Below are 17277 nucleotides of genomic sequence, written 5' to 3'. Positions count from 1 at the left end.
TCAGTCAACGGTGCTCGACGAGCGCCCTCACCAAACCTTGGAGACAAACCATGGCTCATGTGTCGAACAGCGCCATCGAGGAACTGAAAACCGCTGTACGCGGGCAGCTCATGCTGCCCGACGATGCCGGTTTTGACGAAGCACGCAGCATCTGGAATGCAATGATTGACCGGCGCCCTGCGATGATCCTTCGCTGCGCCGGTGTCGCCGATGTGCGGCGCGGCGTAGCCTTCGCGCGCGACAACGGTCTGCCGCTTGCGATTCGCGGCGGCGGTCATAACATTGCCGGCAGCGCCGTGTGCGACGACGGTCTCGTGCTGGATTTCTCGCTGATGAAATCCGTGCGAATCGACCCCTTCGCGAAACGCGCGTACGTCGAACCGGGCGCGACGCTCGCTGACTTCGACCATGAAGCGCAGGCCTTCGGACTCGCGACTCCGCTGGGCATCAACTCAACTACGGGCGTCGCAGGCTTGACGCTTGGTGGCGGTTTCGGCTGGCTTAGCCGCAGATACGGCATGACAGTGGACAACCTGATTTCAGCCGACGTCGTCACCGCCGATGGGGAATTGCTTCGCGCCAGCGCCGAATCGAACGAAGACCTGTTCTGGGCGATTCGCGGCGGCGGCGGCAACTTCGGCGTGATTACGTCATTTGTGTTCGAGCTGCACCCTGTAGGACCGATGGTGTTCGGCGGACTCGTCGTATTACCGCTCGATCAGGCGCGGGACGCGCTCGTCAAATATCGCGCAGCAACCCCGGACATGCCGGACGAACTCAGTGTGTGGGCCGTTCTGCGCCTAGCCCCGCCGCTGCCGTTCTTGTCCCCCGACGTGCACGGCAAGCCTGTCATCATCTTCGCGATGTGCTACACGGGGCCGACCGCGAACGGTCCTTCGGCCGTCGCACCAGTAAAGACTTTCGGCACACCGGTCGGCGAACATCTCGGCGAAATGCCGTACGCGATGTGGCAAAAGGCGTTCGACCCGTTGCTCGCGCCGGGATCGCGCAACTACTGGAAGTCCCACAACCTAGCCAGCATCGACGATGGCCTGATCGAAGCACTGCTCCAGTCGATCGAGAATCTGCCGTCTCCGCAGTGTGAGATCTTCTTTGGGCAGATTGGCGCACAAACGCAACGCGTACCGGTGAACGCGACGGCGTATTCGAGTCGCGATACTCAATACGCGATGAATGTGCATGGCCGCTGGGAAGATTCCGCCGACGACGATCGTTGCATCTCCTGGGCGCGCGCATTTTTCGACGCGTCGGCACCGTTCTCGCTCGGCAGCGTCTATGTCAACTTCATGACGCAAGAAGAAGGGGGCCGCGTCGCCGATGCGTACGGTCCGAATTACGAACGCCTTGTCGCCGTGAAAAGCCGTTACGACCCGCACAATCTATTCAGTCACAACCAGAACATTCGCCCGGCCGTGTAGCAGCGGAACGCGAGATTCGACATACCCGCGTGCGCGAACCCCGCGCCGCGCGGGCCTCCATGCCGCCTTTGCGCGCGCGGCATGCGCAGGCACGGGAAATGCTGCATCATCGTGGACACCGGGCTAACGGCCGGCGTCATGGCATTACCGTTTCATCGACAAAGAAAAACCACTTCGATAACGTAAAAGGACAAATAACATGCGCAGACGACAATTCATTACGACGGCCGGCGCGGCTTTCGCTACCGCGGGTCTCGGCCTCGCCGGTTGCACCACCACGTCCTCGTCTTCGAACGGGTCGGCGTCCGCCAACGCCAGCAAGCGCGATACGATAAACGCGGGCGTCGACTCGACGCTGTCGCGTCTGTATGCGAACGTCGGCGGCTCGCGTGAACTCGTGGCGAAAGCGCGCGGGGTGCTGGTGTTTCCGTCGGTGATCTCCGCGGGCTTCTGGGTCGGCGGCCAATATGGCGAAGGCGCGTTGCGCGTCGGTGGCCACACGAGCGGCTACTACAGCACGGTGGCCGGCTCGTTCGGCTTGCAGATCGGCGCACAGTCGAAAGCGCTCGTCTTCCTGTTCATGACGCAGGACGCACTCGACAAATTCCTCAACAGCCAGGGCTGGGCAGCCGGTGCTGATGCGACCGTTGCCGTGCTGAAGGTCGGCGCGAATGGAGCGATCGATACGTCGACCGCGACGAGCCCGATTGAAGCATTCGTTCTGACGAACGGCGGCCTGATGGCCGGCGTATCGCTCGAAGGCACGAAGGTCTCGCGCCTGATCATCTGATCGACGTGAGAAGCCGCGCGGCCGCATTGCGGACCGCGTGGCGACGGTCTTGCGCTTCTCCGCGCGAGCCAGTGCGATCCACCGCGAACGCTGAGAGCGTCACCGGTCAAAACCGCTGGCCTGCTGTAAAATCCACCCCTTTCGCAAACGCCCGGCCCACGAAACACTTCAGGCCAGGACGCTCATATTGCCCGGCATCCGCATCTGCAAATGCAACGTTCGCCGCGGCAAACCACCTCGCTCAAGATGAATACCGCTAGCCCTACTCACGGTTGGCCCTCAAGGCTTTCCGGAATCCGCGCGAATGTGCTCGCGGGTCTGACCTCGTCGTTCGCGCTCGTTCCCGAATGCATCGCGTTCGCGCTCGTCGCGCACCTCAACCCCCTCATGGGCCTGTATGGCGCGTTCTTCATCTGCACGATCACTGCGGTCTTCGGCGGTCGCCCGGGAATGATTTCGGGCGCGGCCGGGTCGATGGCGGTTGTTATTGTGGCGCTGGTCGTTCAGCACGGCGCGCAGTATCTGCTCGCTACCGTCATACTCAGCGGCGTTCTGATGGTGCTGTTCGGCGCATTGCGGCTCGGCAAACTGATCCGCATGGTCCCGCATCCGGTCATGCTCGGCTTCGTCAACGGACTCGCAATCGTAATTGCCACCGCGCAGCTCGCGCATTTCCGGCATAGCACGCCGCAAGGCGAAGCATGGCTGCACGGCAACGCGCTCGCGATGATGTGCGGCCTCGTCGCGCTCACCATGCTGATCGTTTATGTACTGCCGCGCGTCACGCGGGCAGCGCCGCCCGCGCTCGTAGCGATCGTAGGCGTGGGCGTATTTGCGCAACTGCTGCATCTCCCTACGCGCACGCTCGGCGATATGGCGCACATTGCGGGCGGCCTGCCGGGTTTCCATCTGCCCGACGTCCCGCTGAACCTGGAGACGCTGCAAGTGGTGCTGCCATATGCGGTGCTGATCGCGATTGTCGGTCTGCTGGAAACGCTGCTGACATTCAATCTGACCGATGAGATCACCGAGACCCGCGGTCAGCCGAACCGCGAATGTCTCGCGTTGGGCGCGGCGAATATCGCCTCGGGTCTGTTCGGCGGCATGGGCGGTTGCGCGATGATCGGCCAGACGATGATCAATCTGAATTCGGGGGGACGCTCACGCCTTTCGGGCATTGTCAGCGGCGTGATGATCCTCATGTACATCCTGTTTCTGTCGCCGCTCATCGAACGCATTCCTCTTGCGGCGCTCGTCGGCGTAATGTTCGTGGTCGCGCAGCAGACTTTCGCATGGGGTTCGCTGCGCGTGCTCGGCAAAGTGCCGCGCAACGACGCACTCGTGATCATCGCGGTCACGCTCATCACCGTGTTTTCCGATCTTGCGATTGCCGTGCTGTGCGGCATCGTGATCGCAGCGCTGAACTTTGCGTGGCAGCACGCGCGCGAAATTCACGCGCATATCGAAGACCGCGCCGACAATAGAACCTATGTGCCGCGCGGCACGCTGTTCTTCGCTTCCACCGCGCGTTTTCACGAGTTATTCGATCCGCAGCAAGATCCGGCGGACGTCACGATCGACTGCAGTCATTTGCTGCTCGCAGATCATTCCGCGCTCGCGGCGCTGCAAGGTCTTTACGAGCGTTATCGCAAAGCCGGCAAACAGCTTCGCGTGAAGAACCTTTCCGAGCATAACCGGCGCTTGCTGAGCCGTGCGGGTGTCGGGTTCGCCTGAGGGTTCGCCTCAAGTCCTCATGCCTCGCGCTCATGCGGCGTGCTCCTGCGACGTGCTCCTGGATGGGCACGCCGACGACATTCACTCCGCGGGCAACGTCAGGTCGGCCACCTCACAACGCGGCCACTGACGCAACACGTCGGGCGCCAGCAGAAGCTTCGCCGCGCGGATGCCCGCGCCCATGACGATCTGCGCGCGCTCCATCACGGCGGCATCGACGAGAATGCGCCAGTCCGCAGGCAGTCCGAAAGTCGTAATGCCGCCGAACTCCATTGCGCTCAAGTCGACCGCCACCTCGCGCTTGGCGAACGACAGCCGCTGCGCGCCGAGCGCCGCCTTCACCGCGCCGTTGACGTCGAGCCGCAACGACCCGAGCGAAACGAGCGCCGCATAATGCTCTCCGCCGTCTTTTTTATAACGCACCACGATCGTATTCGCGCAGTCTTCAAGACCAAAACCGTAGCGCGCGCTGAAAGCGGCGGTGTCGGAAGCGTCGTCGGTCACGGAGAAAACGGTTACGCCTTGCGGCAACTGCGCTAGAACATGTGCGGGCAAACGCGCGGCGAGTTCTTCGGCGGGGATCACGTCCAACTGCGTTAAGGCTTCGTGCGAATGCATGGCGGTCTATAAAAGTAGATGAGGGAAGCCATCGCATTCTAGCGGCAACGTGCATCGGCGTGGCCGAGCGGCTCGCGGACTAGCGCGCTTGCTATAGTCACAGGCACAAGGTTTGCGAAAGACAGCGTTACGAGGCTGCGCCGCGCTGGCCGAGCGGTTCGCGCGTGCGGCCGGCGCCTGTACCCCATCGAGACTTCGACCATGGACATCGACACGCTTTCCGCCGAGAACCTCCAGCAGGCGGCTCGCCAGCAGGCCAACTGGGCAATCGGAGCGCTCAAGCAGTTCTCCGAAGACCGCTGCACGGCGATGGCGGCGAGCATTGCGTTCTACGCCGCCTTTTCTCTCGCGCCGACCCTCGTCATGGTGATCGCAGTGGCGGGCTGGTTCTTCGGCGCCGAGGCCGCGCGCGGTGAACTGTTCGACCACATTCACGGACTGCTCGGCGACCAGGCCGCGGCGGGCGTGCAGACCATCGTCGAGAACGCGCACCACAGCGGCAGCGCGGGCGGCATCGCGGCCATCATCTCGTTCTCGATGCTGGCAATCGGCGCGTCAGCCACTTTCTCGTCGCTAAACAGCGCTCTTAACGTCGTGTGGCCGAACACCGGTCCACGCACATCGAGCGTGATCGCGCTGGTGCGCGTGCGGCTGATCTCGTTCGGCCTGGTGCTCGGCGTCGCCTTTCTGCTGATCGTCTCCCTCGTGCTCGATACGGTGATCACGTTCATCGGCAAATGGCTGTGGGGCGACTCACCGTATGTCGTGATAGGCAATCTGCTGCAACTCGGCGTGGGTTTGCTGGTGCTCGCGTTCGCGTTCGCCGGCCTGCTCAAATTCCTGCCGGACGCGAAGGTACGTTGGCGCGATGCGCTGGTCGGCGGGGTCGTCGCGGCGGTGCTGTTTTCGGCCGGCAAGAAGCTGTTCGCGCTGTATCTCGCGCACGCCGGCATGGCAAGCTCGTTCGGCGCGGCGGGATCGCTCGCCGTGCTGCTGATGTGGCTGTACTTCTCGGCCGCCGTGCTGCTGCTCGGCGCTGAGTTTTCGGCCGCGCGGGGCCGTCTCAACGACCCGCGCGGCGGCTGGGGCATGCAGGCCGACTCGCCGCCGGGCAGCCGCGCGAAACTTGCATCGGTGTTGGCGGCGTCGACGGTGCCGGCAAACGCGACCTTGCGCGCCGGCGCCGACGCGTCCGCCAGCGACGCGCCGACGGCTTCGCTCGGCAGCGCCCACGCGGAAACGGAAGCCGCCACGCAGACGGCTTACGACTCTCGCCGCTTGCAACTACGCAAAAAGGCGTCCGCGCGCGCGACGGCGCTGAACGTCGGACGCTCGGTAATCTCGGCGGAAGCTCAAGCGACCCATCTCGCCGCAGTCACGTTGCTCGGGGCGAGCCGTAAAGCGGTCGAGGCAGATCGCTACGTGCGCAAGCACCCGTGGAAGTCGGTCGCCCTCGCCGCGGCTGCCGGCCTCGCGGCGGCCACCATCGCGCGTCACAACCGAGACGACGACATCGCGCCAAGGTAGCGCAACGGCTGCTGCGACCGTTTTGCCCCGCAATGGTGCGCATTAATCACAATCGAGCCGGCATGTCTAGTCCGCTCTTCGGCGTAGTCGTGCTGCGCCTGCCGTGCCCCGCTCCAAAACCCGTAGTCTCTGTTTAGACGACTTTATTACATTTTACTTACACATAATTGCCTAAACGGCCGGTTCCGATACGGTCTCGGCCAACGAAACAACAATAATGCGAATACAACGAATCAATATTGCGAAAAAAGAAACAATCCCAAAGCCGCTTTAAATACAAGGCTTTGCGACGATTGTCGGTTTTTGGCGACACTCTTTTTTTTCCAGTTCTTACCGATTGACGCCGTGAGCTATTCTCCTTTCCGCAACAAGTAAACTAATCATCTGCGTGGAGAAATTGGATGAAACGAATCGCACTGTCGACCCTCTCGTTGGCCCTGCTCGGCGCTGCAGGCGCAGCACATGCCCAGAGCAGCGTGACGCTGTATGGCTTGATCGATGAATCGATCCAGTATGTCAATCATGCGAACACGGCCAACAACCACTTGTTCGCAATGTACGCGGGTAACCTGCAGGGTAGCCGCTGGGGCATGAAGGGCACGGAAGACCTGGGCGGCGGCCTGAAGGCGATCTTCCAGTTGGAAAGCGGTTTTGATCCGAACACCGGCAAGTCGAACCAGGGTGGCCGTCTGTTTGGCCGTCAGGCATACGTCGGTCTGACGCAAGATGCGTACGGTACGCTGACGTTGGGTCGCCAGTACGACCCGGTCGTTGACATGGTCCAGCCGCTGACGGCTGACAACTTCTTCGGCAGCACGTTCACCACGCCGGGCGACGTTGACAACAACGACAACAGCTCGCGTACGAACAACGCAATCAAGTACGTGTCGCCGGTGTGGGGCGGCTTCCAGGTTGAAGGCATGTACGCTCTGGGCGGCGTCGCAGGCTCGACGGGCGCAGGCCAGACGTGGTCGGGCGCAGCAACGTGGAGCGGCGGTCCGTTCAGCGTAGCAGCAGGCTACATCCGCATGGACAACGGCAACACGGCAGCAGGCCGTGGCGTGACCGCAACAACCCCGACGCCGGGCTGGGGTGCGACCGCAACGTCTGACGGCACGTTCGACGGCTCGACGATCAACGGTGCGTACCAGTCGGCGAAGTCGATCAGCATCGCTTCGGCTGCAGGTCAGTATGTCACGGGTCCGTTCACGTTCAACATCCGCTACAGCTTCGCACAGTACAAGCCGGACGGCCTGTCGGCATTCGCGCAGCAAGAAAAGTACAACGTTGCAGGCGGCTATGTTGGCTACCAGTTGACGCCGGCAATGTTGCTGGGTCTGGGTTACACCTACACGCACGGCTCGGGTGACACGTCGGCAAGCTACAACCAGGTTTCGCTGGGCGGCGACTACAACCTGTCGAAGCGCACAGACCTGTACCTGATCGGCGCATACCAGCACGCAAACGGTACGCAACGTCAAAGCCGTACGTCGACCATCACAGCGGACGCTTCCGTCGGCTCGTACGGCTACCAGTCGGGCTCGTCGTCGCAGACGATCGTCAGCCTGGGTATCCGTCACAAGTTCTAATAGAACGACATGACCCGCGGCTCGAGACATCGAGCCGCACCCTGAAGCCAGCCAGAGGCGCAAGCCGAAGGCTGGCTTTCTTCATTGGGGCGACGGAAAGAGCACGCGTCTAGGGGTTATCCGCTTGTGCCAAGGGCTGCGCGTCGATTGCGGCGCGCAAACGTGAGCCATCACCAGACCACCCAACGGCTACCTGCGCTGCGCCTTGCCCTTCTCCGCCTGCGCCAGAGTCTGCGCGGGCTTTGCGTCGAGATCGTGTTCCACGCCGTCCGCACCCACCGGCGCTCGATGCATCACAAGCGCGCGCTCGCGCTGCAGCATCGGCACATTGGGCGATTCGTGCCAGTCGGGATCGGGGATCTCGCCGAACACCTGACGCAACCGCTCGCCCCACGTGCGATGAATCATCTCGAAGTAGGCGTTGTCGTGATCGATGGACACGAAACGCGTGACCCGCAGCGAGTCTTTCTCATAGACCAGCAGATCGAGCGGCAGCCCGACCGACAGGTTCGAGCGCAACGTCGAGTCCATTGAGATGAGCGCGCACTTCGCGGCTTCGTCGAGCGGCGTGGACGGCGTGAGCACCCGGTCGATAATCGGCTTGCCGTATTTCGCCTCGCCGATCTGAAAATACGGGTTGACCGCCGAGGCCTCGATGAAGTTGCCCGCCGCATAGATCATGAACAGTCGCGGCCGGTTGTTGGCAATCTGCCCGCCGAGAATAAAGCTGCAATTGAAGTCGACGCCGAATTCCTGCAGCGCTTCCGCCTCCCGCTGATGCACGCAACGCACCGCGCGGCCGATCACGCGCGCCGCGTCGGCCATGGTGGGCGCGCTCCACAGCGTGGGCTGCGACGGATCGCTCGGCTCCGACAGTTCGTGCAACACCGCCTGCGTCAGCGACAGATTGCCCGCGCCGAGCAGCACCAGCATGCGTTCGCCCGGCTGCTCGAACACGGACATCTTGCGGGCGGTGCTGATGTGGTCGACGCCCGCATTGGTCCGCGTGTCCGAAAGGAACACGAGGCCCTCGTCGACGGACATCGCTACACAGTAAGTCATAAGAGAGGATACCCGCGAAAAACGACTGAACGGCGCTATTGTAATGCGGCGCAGATGCGCCTCTTCACCGTATTACGGCCTCGGCCGGTTTGTTCTTGATAGTGGCGAACACCGGCACGTCCGGACAGCCGCAGCGGACGCTACGCGGAACGTCAAGCGGGAAAGCGCGCGCACTCGACAGGCGCCCGCAGAAAACAGACTCGCGTGCGCGGCAATTGCGGACCGAACGCGCCGGTGGCAGCGTACACCGCCACCTTCGGTGCGCTTGCGGCGCTGCCGCAACTACTGCGACATCTGCGCGCTGACCGTGACGGAAACTTCCAACTCCTCTTCCCTGCCGCCGATCCGCCGGCCGCGCACCGGCGCCGCGGCTTCGTAGTCGCGCGCGACCGCCAGCCGGCAGTAGATTTCGCTGGCAAAGGCCGCATGCGTGACGTCGATCGAGACCCAGCCCGTGCCGTCTACCCACACGTCCACCCATGCATGGCTCGCCGCATGCGGCACGTCGCCGGGTTCGATATAGCCGCTCACGTAGCGCGCCGGAACTCCACGCGCGCGGCAACAAGCGAGCATCAGATGCGCATGGTCCTGACAGACGCCATTGCCGAGCGCGAGCGCCTGCGCCGCCGTGCTGGTGACCTCGGTGATGCCGGGGTGGTACTTCACGCGCTCCACGATCCGTTCGGACAGCGCGATCAGATTCGCTGAACTGGTGAGGTTCGGGACCGAGGCCGCCAGTTCGCGGATCGCCGCGTCCGCTTCGGTCAGACGCGTTGCGCACGTGAAGTGCTCGAGCGGAATTGGGCCGACGTCGTCGAGAAGCCGGCCGTCGATCAGCGCAATCGTCTCGACCTCGCCCGACACTTGCAACCGGATCTCGCTATGCGGCTTGTTGATGACGAGCGTATGCAGCACGTTGCCATAGGCGTCGAAGGCCGGGTCGAGCTTGCCCGGCGTGTCGATGCTCCAGCGCCGCACCATCTGGGAAGCGCCGTTGGCCGGCGTCAGGCGCAATTGCTGGATTGAATAATGGACAGTCGCTTCGTAACGATAGGACGTGTCGTGGCGGATCGTCAGATACATAAGCACTCCGTCAGGCGACTGGCAGCATGAGATAAGTACGCGCGACGAGATTGCCCAGCTCGAACACGCGAGCGAGGAACTGGGTCAGGTAGGCGTGCAGGCCGGCTTCGAAGATCTGCCGGATGTCGGAGTACAGCAGTTCGGCGCGCAGCTTGCCGGCAAAACGCTCGCACTGGTTCGAGCCGGACGTTCGCAGCATCGCCAGATTCGCGCAGACGCCTTCGAGCGATGCCAGCAGCGAACGCGGCATCTGCTGGTTCAGGATCATCAGCTCGACCACACGCGCTGGCGTGACGACATCGCGATACACCTTGCGGTAAATTTCCAGCGCGGACACAGAACTGAGGATCGAAGTCCAGTAATAGAAGTCTTCGAGCTGACGCGCGGCGTCGCGTGAATTCGGTTCGACGTCGGCAAAGCGCACGTCGAGAATCCGCGCGGTGTTGTCGGCGCGCTCGAGGAAAGTACCGAGCTGCGTGAAGAAAAACGCATCGTCCTGCAGCGCCGTGCCGATCGTCACGCCACGCGAAAGATGCGAACGGAACTTTACCCATTCGAACAACGCGCCCGGATTTGCAGCCGCCTGGCCAGACGAAATGCGCTCGTTGAATTCGAGCCACGTATCGTTGATGGTCTCCCACCATTCGGTCGTCAACGTACCGCGCACGGCACGCGCGTTTTCGCGCGCCGCCTGCAGGCACGAGTGAATACTCGAGGGGTTGTTCGCGTCCGCCACCATGAAGTCGAGCACGTGTTCGCGCGTCGGCTCGTCGTAGCGTTGTGCGAACGCTGTTTCGAGTTCGGAAATGCGCAGCACCGAACGTTGTGCGCGCGCCTCCTGCTCGGGCGTCTGCGGCAGCAAAAGCGCCTTCAGGTTGATATCGAGCATGCGGGCGGTGTTCTCCGCGCGCTCCATGTAGCGGGCCATCCAGAAAAGGTGATCGGCGGTGCGGCTTAACATGACGGCGTTCCGTATCTGATGACGCGAAGCTCGATGAAGTGAAAGCTCGCGCTGGTTATCCGTATGCGCCGGCGGCTTCGTGATAAATGCCCCGGCGCGCTGGGTTGCAGGCGCGGTGGTTGCAACCGCGCAGCAACTGCGTCAGTCGACCATCCACGTGTCCTTGGTCCCGCCTCCCTGCGACGAATTGACGACGAGCGAACCTTCCTGCAACGCGACGCGAGTGAGTCCGCCCGCGACCATCGTGACGGTCTTGCCTGACAGCACGAACGGACGCAGATCGATGTGGCGCGGCGCGATGCCGGCTTCGACGAACGTGGGGCAAGCGGACAGCGCCAGCGTGGGCTGAGCGATATAGCCCGCCGGCCGCGCGATCAGACGCTCGCGGAATGCTTCGATCTCGGCCTTCGTGGAAGCGGGTCCGACCAGCATCCCGTAGCCGCCCGCGCCATGTACCTCTTTCACGACCAGTTCCGGCAGATGCGCAAGCGTGTAAGCCAGATCGTCGGGCTTGCGACACTGGAACGTGGGGACGTTGTTGAGAATCGGCTTCTCGCCCAGATAGAACTCGATCATTTCCGGCACGTACGGATAGATCGATTTGTCGTCGGCGATGCCGGTGCCCATCGCGTTCGCAAGCGCGACCCGTCCCGCGCGATACGCAGTCAAGAGGCCCGGCACGCCCAGCGCGGAATCGTTACGGAACGCGAGCGGGTCGAGAAAATCGTCGTCCACGCGGCGATAGATCACGTCCACACGCTTGGGTCCCTGCGTCGTGCGCATGAACACATAGTTGTCGTCGACGAAAAGATCTTTGCCTTCCACCAGCTCGACACCCATCTGCTGCGCGAGGAACGTGTGCTCGAAATACGCGGAGTTGTACATGCCCGGCGTGAGTACCACCACGACCGGATCGTCGACGCCTTCGGGCGCTACCGAGCGCAACGTATCGAGCAGAAGATCGGGATAATGCGCGACCGGCGCAATGCGGTTCTGTACGAAAAGCTCGGGGAAAAGCCGCATCATCATCTTGCGGTTCTCGAGCATGTACGACACACCCGACGGCACCCGCAGATTATCTTCGAGCACGTAGAACTCGCCCTCGTCGCCAGCGCGCACCACGTCGACACCGGCAATATGCGCGTAAACACCGAGCGGCACATTCACGCCCTGCATTTCCGGCCGATATTGCGCATTGGTATAAACCTGATCTGCCGGCACGATGCCCGCGCGCACGATCTTGCGATCGTGGTACACGTCATGGATGAACAGATTGAGCGCCCTCACCCGCTGACGTAGCCCCGCTTCGAGCGTCTTCCATTCGTCGCGCGGAATGATGCGTGGAATCAGGTCGAAGGGAATGAGCCGCTCGGTTCCCGACAGGTCGCCGTTCACCGCAAACGTAATACCGACCCGGCGAAACAGCAGGTCCGCTTCGGCACGCTTGCGTGCGATCGCTTCGTTTCCCTGCTTCGAGAGCCACCGTTCGAAGCGCGCGTAATGTGGCCGCACGGCATCGTCATGATGACGCATCTCGTCATAGCATCGCATGTCACGCCCCGCTCTTGTTGTCGGATAGAAGGCGAATGCGCTGCGCATTCGGTGTTCGATATTCGTTCAAGCAAGCGCTATGCCATTCGGTTTTTAGCGCATGAAACCGCAGACGTGCACACGAACAGCGCATAGCGGGGCAAAGGGTCTCGCTCTCATCGTACTGCGGCAGCACACGATGCGCTAGTACAGTGCACGAACGCATTGCGGATGCACCGCATCGCGCTTTTGGGACCTGCGGCGCGCATCAGGAACGCAAGAACGAGCGCAAACATCGGCGCAAAAAAAATCCCCGTGAATTTTCATTCACGGGGATTCATACGACTTGCAGTGCGGAATTGCAGCGCGTGAGCCGCGGAGGTCAACCAACGCGAACGTGGTCAACCGCCTGGGCGACGCGCGATGCGCAATTAGCCTGCTGCAGCGTCCTTCAGCTTCTTCAGCGGGCGTGCCTTGATGCGCACGCTAGCCGGCTTGGCCGGGAACCAGCGCTCTTCGCCCGAGAACGGGTCTTTGCCGAAGCGCTTTTTCTTGGCCGGCACAGCTTGCACGACGATCTTCAGAAGACCCGACAGCGTGAATTCGCCAGCGCCCTTCTTGTGAACAGCGCCGAGGATCGTGTCTTCGAGCGCGGCCAGAACAGCCTTCGCAGCCTTCGGTTCCACAGCGGCGCGTTCAGCAACGTGTGCAGCCAGCGAGGCCTTCGTGAAGGTGTCCTTGATCGGCGACGGTGCGCTGGACGCCTTCACGGCGACCTTCTTAGCTGCGGGAGCTTTCTTCGCAGGGACTTTCTTTGCAGCAACCTTCTTGGTCGGTACCGGGGCAGCAGCCTTCTTGGCCACCTTTTTTGCGGAAGTCGGCATGTTTCTCCTACCTGTTGTGGTCAGTGAATTGCACGAAGCGCATACGGTATGTGCACGCTTCAACGCCGGATTCTACAAGCGCTGATGCGATTTGCGCGACTCTTTTATGTATAACAGCGCAGGTTTGTTGCGCGGCGCAGACTGCGCAACACATTTTGATCCTTGTTTCAGGGGCTAAACTGCTTCGGCAGCTCCTTCAACACGGACACGTAACGTGCGTTACAAGCGGTTTCAGTGCATGTATAGCGGCACATTCTGCACGGCACGACGGATCGAGATGTGCCATCGCCCGGTCATTTTCGGCGCTGCGGCACCGCGTGTCGACGTTCGCTGGACGGCATTGGCCTTGTCTTCGATTCACGAAGCGACTGGCAACCGGCGCTTCGGGTAACTCCGCATTGGCCGGGCCACGCGAGTCCATGCAACGCCATCGCGTCGCATCGGACGTCTCAGTTCCCCTGCGACGAAGCGAGGCGCGCAAGGATGCCCGCAAGTTTCCCAAGCGACGTATCGATATGTGGCTCGGCGATGTTGCCGTAGCCGAAAATCAGCCCGGCCTGCGGTTTAGCGCGCTGATAAAACGGCGCGAGTCCATACAGACCGATCGACGCGTCCCGCGCCGCCGTCACCACGGCCTGCTCAGTCAGCGGTGGTCGCAGGCGCGCCGCTATATGAATGCCGGCCGCCGGCACGATCGGCTCGAACCAGGGTGAAAGCCCGCCTTGCAGATGTTCGAGCAGTCGCGCGCGCCGCGCCGCGTACGTCTTGTGCATGCGCCGCAAGTGCTTGGCGAACTCGCCGTTGAGCATGAACGACGCCAGCGCGGTTTGCGTCAGCGTGCAGCCGTGCCAATCCGCAATCTGGCGCGCCTTGTAAAGCGGCCCGTAAAGCGAAGCGGGCGGCACCACGTAGCCGACCCGCAACTCCGGAAAGATAGTTTTCGAAAACGTGCCCACGTATGCAACCAGGCCGGCGCGGTCGAGGCTTTTCAACGGCTCCATCGGCCGGCCTTCGAAACGGTACTCGCAGTCGTAATCGTCTTCGATGATTACCGCGCCGCGTTTCTGCGCCCATTCAAGCAGCTCGACGCGACGCTCGAGACTCATCGGCATACCCAGCGGAAACTGATGCGACGGCGTCACGTAGACAAGCCGCGCGTTGTCAGGCAGCTTGCCGACGATCAAACCTTCACGGTCGACGGGCACATGCGCCACGCGCGCACCGGTCGCCTCGAAACAGGCATGCGCCGGCGGATAACCGGGATCTTCGATGGCGGCGACTTCGCCGGGACCGAGCGTCACGCGCGCGAGCAGGTCGAGCGCGTGCTGCGCGCCTTGCGTGACGATCACCTCTTCCCAGTTGCTCGACACCGCCCGATTGAACGCGAGATAGCGCGCGATCGCCAGACGCAACTCCTGTTCGCCGGCTGCGTCGCGATACGTTCCCTGTCCGCGCGCTTGCGTACGCAACGCGTGATTCACACAGCGGCGCCAGACGTCGAATGGAAACAGCGTCTTGTCGGTGGCGCCGCCGACGAAGTCGTACGGGGACGCCACCGATGGCCGAGGCACCGGCAAGCTGTCGGGCATCTGCTCCCACAGCGGTTGTGCGCGCGCGGCGTCCCGCTTGCCCTTCGCATGCGCGCGAGACGAATCCGCCACGCGCGCATGCGACGAGCGCTCCGCCGGCAAGCGCTCGAGACCGTCGGCGACGAACGTCCCCGAACCGGCTCGCGCGGTGAGATAGCCTTCCGAGAGAAGTCGCTCGAACACGTCGAGCGTTGTCTTGCGAGACACGCCCAACTGCGTCGCGAGATCGCGCGTCGACGGCAGCCGCGTGCCGCCGGCAAGACGCCCTTCGAGTATGCCGGCTCGCAACTGGCGATAAATCTGTCCGGACAGGTCGTGATGCCCTTCTACGGCGATGTGGATTTCCATTTGACTGGCTACCTGAGATGTCCGCGCCATGATACTTCGGCGAGGCCAAACGGCAGCAAGACGGCAGCCGCAGAGTGAATCCACGGCGCTCGGGCGAACCGCGCTTATTCCGTCACGGCGCTGGCGGGCGTAGCAGACTGCGTTGCGCCGTGGCGCGCGTCGTTGCCGGATCGCTGATGTTCACGCGAGAGCTTGCGCATCAGCGGCAACAGCAGTACCGCGACGAGCGCACCGGCGGCGGCAAGCCAGCCGAGACCGGTGAAGAGCTTCGTATAAAGCGGCAATGACACGAGCGGGTCCATGTCGCCGGCCGGCATCTGCGCGAAATTCGCGACCACGCTGCCCAGATACTGCGACACACCGGTCGCAACGAAGTACGCGCCCATCATGAAGCCGCCCATACGCGCCGGTACGTAGCGGGCGATCATCGCGAGGCCGAGGCCGCTCACGAGCAGTTCGCCGAGCGAGTACAACCCATAGCCGCCGACCATGAACCACGACGACACGCGTCCGTTGACAGCAGAGTGACCGCTTGCCGCATAGACGAAGAAGCCGGCCGCCACCACCGCGAAGCCGAACGCGTATTTCACTGCGACCGGGACGTCGTTGCCGCTTTTCGCGAGCCGCGTATAAAGCAGCGCAAGCAACGGGCTCAGCAGCATGATCCAAATGGGATTGAGCGCCTGGAATTGCGCCGCGCTCCAGGTAAAGAGCGTCGCGCCGAACAGCGTAAAGCGCGGATCGACGTTGCGCAGCGCAAACAGCGTGAGCGACGTGGACATCTGCACATAGAACACGAAGAACAGGATCACCTGAGCGGTGAGGATCAGAGCAGCCACGAGACCCGCGCGCTCCGCGCGTTCGCACTTGAGCAGCATGTAGCCGAAAATAGCCAGAATCGCGGCGCCCGCGGCATACACGCAGGCGACTGCGATCGCCTTGTGCTGCAGCACGAACATGGTCGCTACGCCCAGCACGACGCCGCCAACTGCGATGGCGCCGACGCGCCGCCAGCGTACCGGTTCGGCGTCCGGGGCGGAGCCGATATGCGCCAATGTGCGGAACATCACGAAGTAGTTCGCCACCGACAACAGCATGCCCGCGCTGCAGACGCCGAAGGCCGTATGCCAGCCCCAGTGGTCCTTGATCCACGGCGTGGCGAGCATGGACACGGTCGAGCCGATATTGACCGCCATGTAGTAAATCGTGAACGCGCTGTCGATGCGCGCGTCGTCGCCTTCATAGATGCGCCGCACGAGATTCGCCGCGTTCGCCTTGAAAAGGCCGTTACCCACGACGATCACGCCAAGCGACGCGTACATGAACGCAAGCTGGTCGTTGGGCAGCGCCAGCATCAGATAGCCGGCGGCCAGCACTACGGCGCCGAAAATCATCGTGCGGCGCGCGCCCAGAATGGTGTCGCCAATCCAGCCGCCAATAGACGGCGACGCATAGACGAGCGCGGTGAAGGCGCCCCACGTGAGTGTCGCGTGGCTGTCCGCAAAGTGCAGCTTGTCGATCATGAACAGCACGAGCAGCGCGGCCATGCCGTAGTAGCCGAAACGTTCCCACATCTCGATCAGAAAGACGGTCGAAAAAGAACGTGTCTGCGAAATATGCGCGCCAGCGCGTCTGGATGATTTCATCATCTACCTCTTGCTTGAAACGGTTATGTGCGGTGGCAAGAATTTGCTAGCCGCCGCGAAAAATCAAATTGCGGAGAACGGCCCGACGTTCATGAGTTATCGGTCCCGGTGTTCGGGCTTGCATCTCGCTCGCCCATACTTAGGGATTGGGATGCTGCGTCGATCCGGCTTGCGCGGTTGCGCGTGCGTGCATGGTGGATGCGTGAAGCCACCTTTGATCACATGCCCAGTTGCGTGTGCGGAAACTGTCCTTCGTGTCATGCCTTTAACGATTGATATTCAGTTTGCATAGCCCGCACAGCGCCGACGCCCCATGCGATCCTGGCGGAAGAGACGCCCGGTTTTCCTGGCCTCATCGGTCAAATTGGCCGGAGGTCGTGTGGCTTCTGGCAACATAGCGTGTTGTCTCGAAAAATGTGGCGCGTATCCAGTCGGGGCTCCAGGCCCACAGTCCCGTCAAAGCGTCATCAAATCATA

General features: G+C 62.4%; 13 protein-coding genes. 5 read left to right on the top strand and 8 right to left on the bottom strand.

The window, feature by feature from the left end:
* Positions 1–50: 50 nt before the first annotated feature.
* The 3 genes from OH764_RS19825 (at position 51) to OH764_RS19815 (ending at position 3963) form a co-directional block, all read left to right on the top strand.
* Entirely contained in the window at positions 51–1439 is a 1389-nt protein-coding gene (locus tag OH764_RS19825; protein WP_498850445.1) for an FAD-binding oxidoreductase, read from the top strand.
* A gap of 199 nt (positions 1440–1638) precedes the next feature.
* Positions 1639–2229 (top strand): lipid-binding SYLF domain-containing protein, encoded by a 591-nt coding sequence (locus OH764_RS19820; RefSeq protein WP_498850444.1) that lies wholly within the window; start codon positions 1639–1641, stop codon positions 2227–2229.
* 246 nt (positions 2230–2475) lie between these two features.
* Positions 2476–3963: a SulP family inorganic anion transporter gene (locus OH764_RS19815; protein WP_498851245.1), complete on the top strand. Its 1488-nt coding sequence runs from the start codon at positions 2476–2478 to the stop codon at positions 3961–3963.
* 81 nt (positions 3964–4044) lie between these two features.
* Here the strand turns inward: OH764_RS19815 and OH764_RS19810 are convergent, their stop codons facing one another.
* Positions 4045–4581, bottom strand: coding sequence for a YbaK/EbsC family protein (locus tag OH764_RS19810; protein ID WP_498850443.1), 537 nt, complete (start codon positions 4579–4581; stop codon positions 4045–4047).
* Positions 4582–4782: 201 nt separating this feature from the next.
* On the opposite strand from OH764_RS19810, the gene OH764_RS19805 reads away from it, so the two are divergent.
* Both OH764_RS19805 and OH764_RS19800 read left to right on the top strand, forming a co-directional pair.
* Positions 4783–6108, top strand: coding sequence for a YihY/virulence factor BrkB family protein (locus tag OH764_RS19805; RefSeq protein ID WP_498850442.1), 1326 nt, complete (start codon positions 4783–4785; stop codon positions 6106–6108).
* Between the two features lie 401 nt (positions 6109–6509).
* Entirely contained in the window at positions 6510–7697 is a 1188-nt protein-coding gene (locus tag OH764_RS19800) for a porin (protein ID WP_498850441.1), read from the top strand.
* Positions 7698–7886: 189 nt separating this feature from the next.
* Here OH764_RS19800 and OH764_RS19795 read toward each other — a convergent pair whose 3' ends face one another.
* The 7 genes from OH764_RS19795 to OH764_RS19765 form a co-directional block, all read right to left on the bottom strand.
* The gene (locus OH764_RS19795) at positions 7887–8759 is read right to left on the bottom strand and encodes a proteasome-type protease (protein WP_027777542.1); all 873 of its coding nucleotides are present in this window, start codon (positions 8757–8759) and stop codon (positions 7887–7889) included.
* 282 nt (positions 8760–9041) lie between these two features.
* Positions 9042–9842 (bottom strand): transglutaminase family protein, encoded by an 801-nt coding sequence (locus OH764_RS19790; RefSeq protein ID WP_498850440.1) that lies wholly within the window; start codon positions 9840–9842, stop codon positions 9042–9044.
* A gap of 10 nt (positions 9843–9852) precedes the next feature.
* Complete coding sequence (locus tag OH764_RS19785; RefSeq protein WP_027801590.1) at positions 9853–10803, bottom strand: alpha-E domain-containing protein; 951 nt, start codon at positions 10801–10803, stop codon at positions 9853–9855.
* Positions 10804–10944: 141 nt separating this feature from the next.
* Positions 10945–12354 carry a circularly permuted type 2 ATP-grasp protein gene (locus OH764_RS19780; protein WP_498850439.1) on the bottom strand — a complete coding sequence of 470 codons (1410 nt, stop codon included), beginning with the start codon at positions 12352–12354 and terminating at the stop codon, positions 10945–10947.
* 410 nt (positions 12355–12764) lie between these two features.
* The gene (locus OH764_RS19775) at positions 12765–13217 is read right to left on the bottom strand and encodes an HU family DNA-binding protein (RefSeq protein WP_020068172.1); all 453 of its coding nucleotides are present in this window, start codon (positions 13215–13217) and stop codon (positions 12765–12767) included.
* 449 nt (positions 13218–13666) lie between these two features.
* The gene (gene pdxR / locus OH764_RS19770) at positions 13667–15154 is read right to left on the bottom strand and encodes an aminotransferase-like domain-containing protein (RefSeq protein WP_498850438.1); all 1488 of its coding nucleotides are present in this window, start codon (positions 15152–15154) and stop codon (positions 13667–13669) included.
* A gap of 104 nt (positions 15155–15258) precedes the next feature.
* Positions 15259–16800 carry a peptide MFS transporter gene (locus OH764_RS19765; RefSeq protein ID WP_498850437.1) on the bottom strand — a complete coding sequence of 514 codons (1542 nt, stop codon included), beginning with the start codon at positions 16798–16800 and terminating at the stop codon, positions 15259–15261.
* Positions 16801–17277 lie beyond the last annotated feature (477 nt).

It is taken from the genome of Burkholderia sp. M6-3 (assembly GCF_050858985.1).
Lineage (GTDB): Bacteria > Pseudomonadota > Gammaproteobacteria > Burkholderiales > Burkholderiaceae > Paraburkholderia > Paraburkholderia caledonica.
This window is presented reverse-complemented; position numbering and strand designations above follow the sequence as displayed.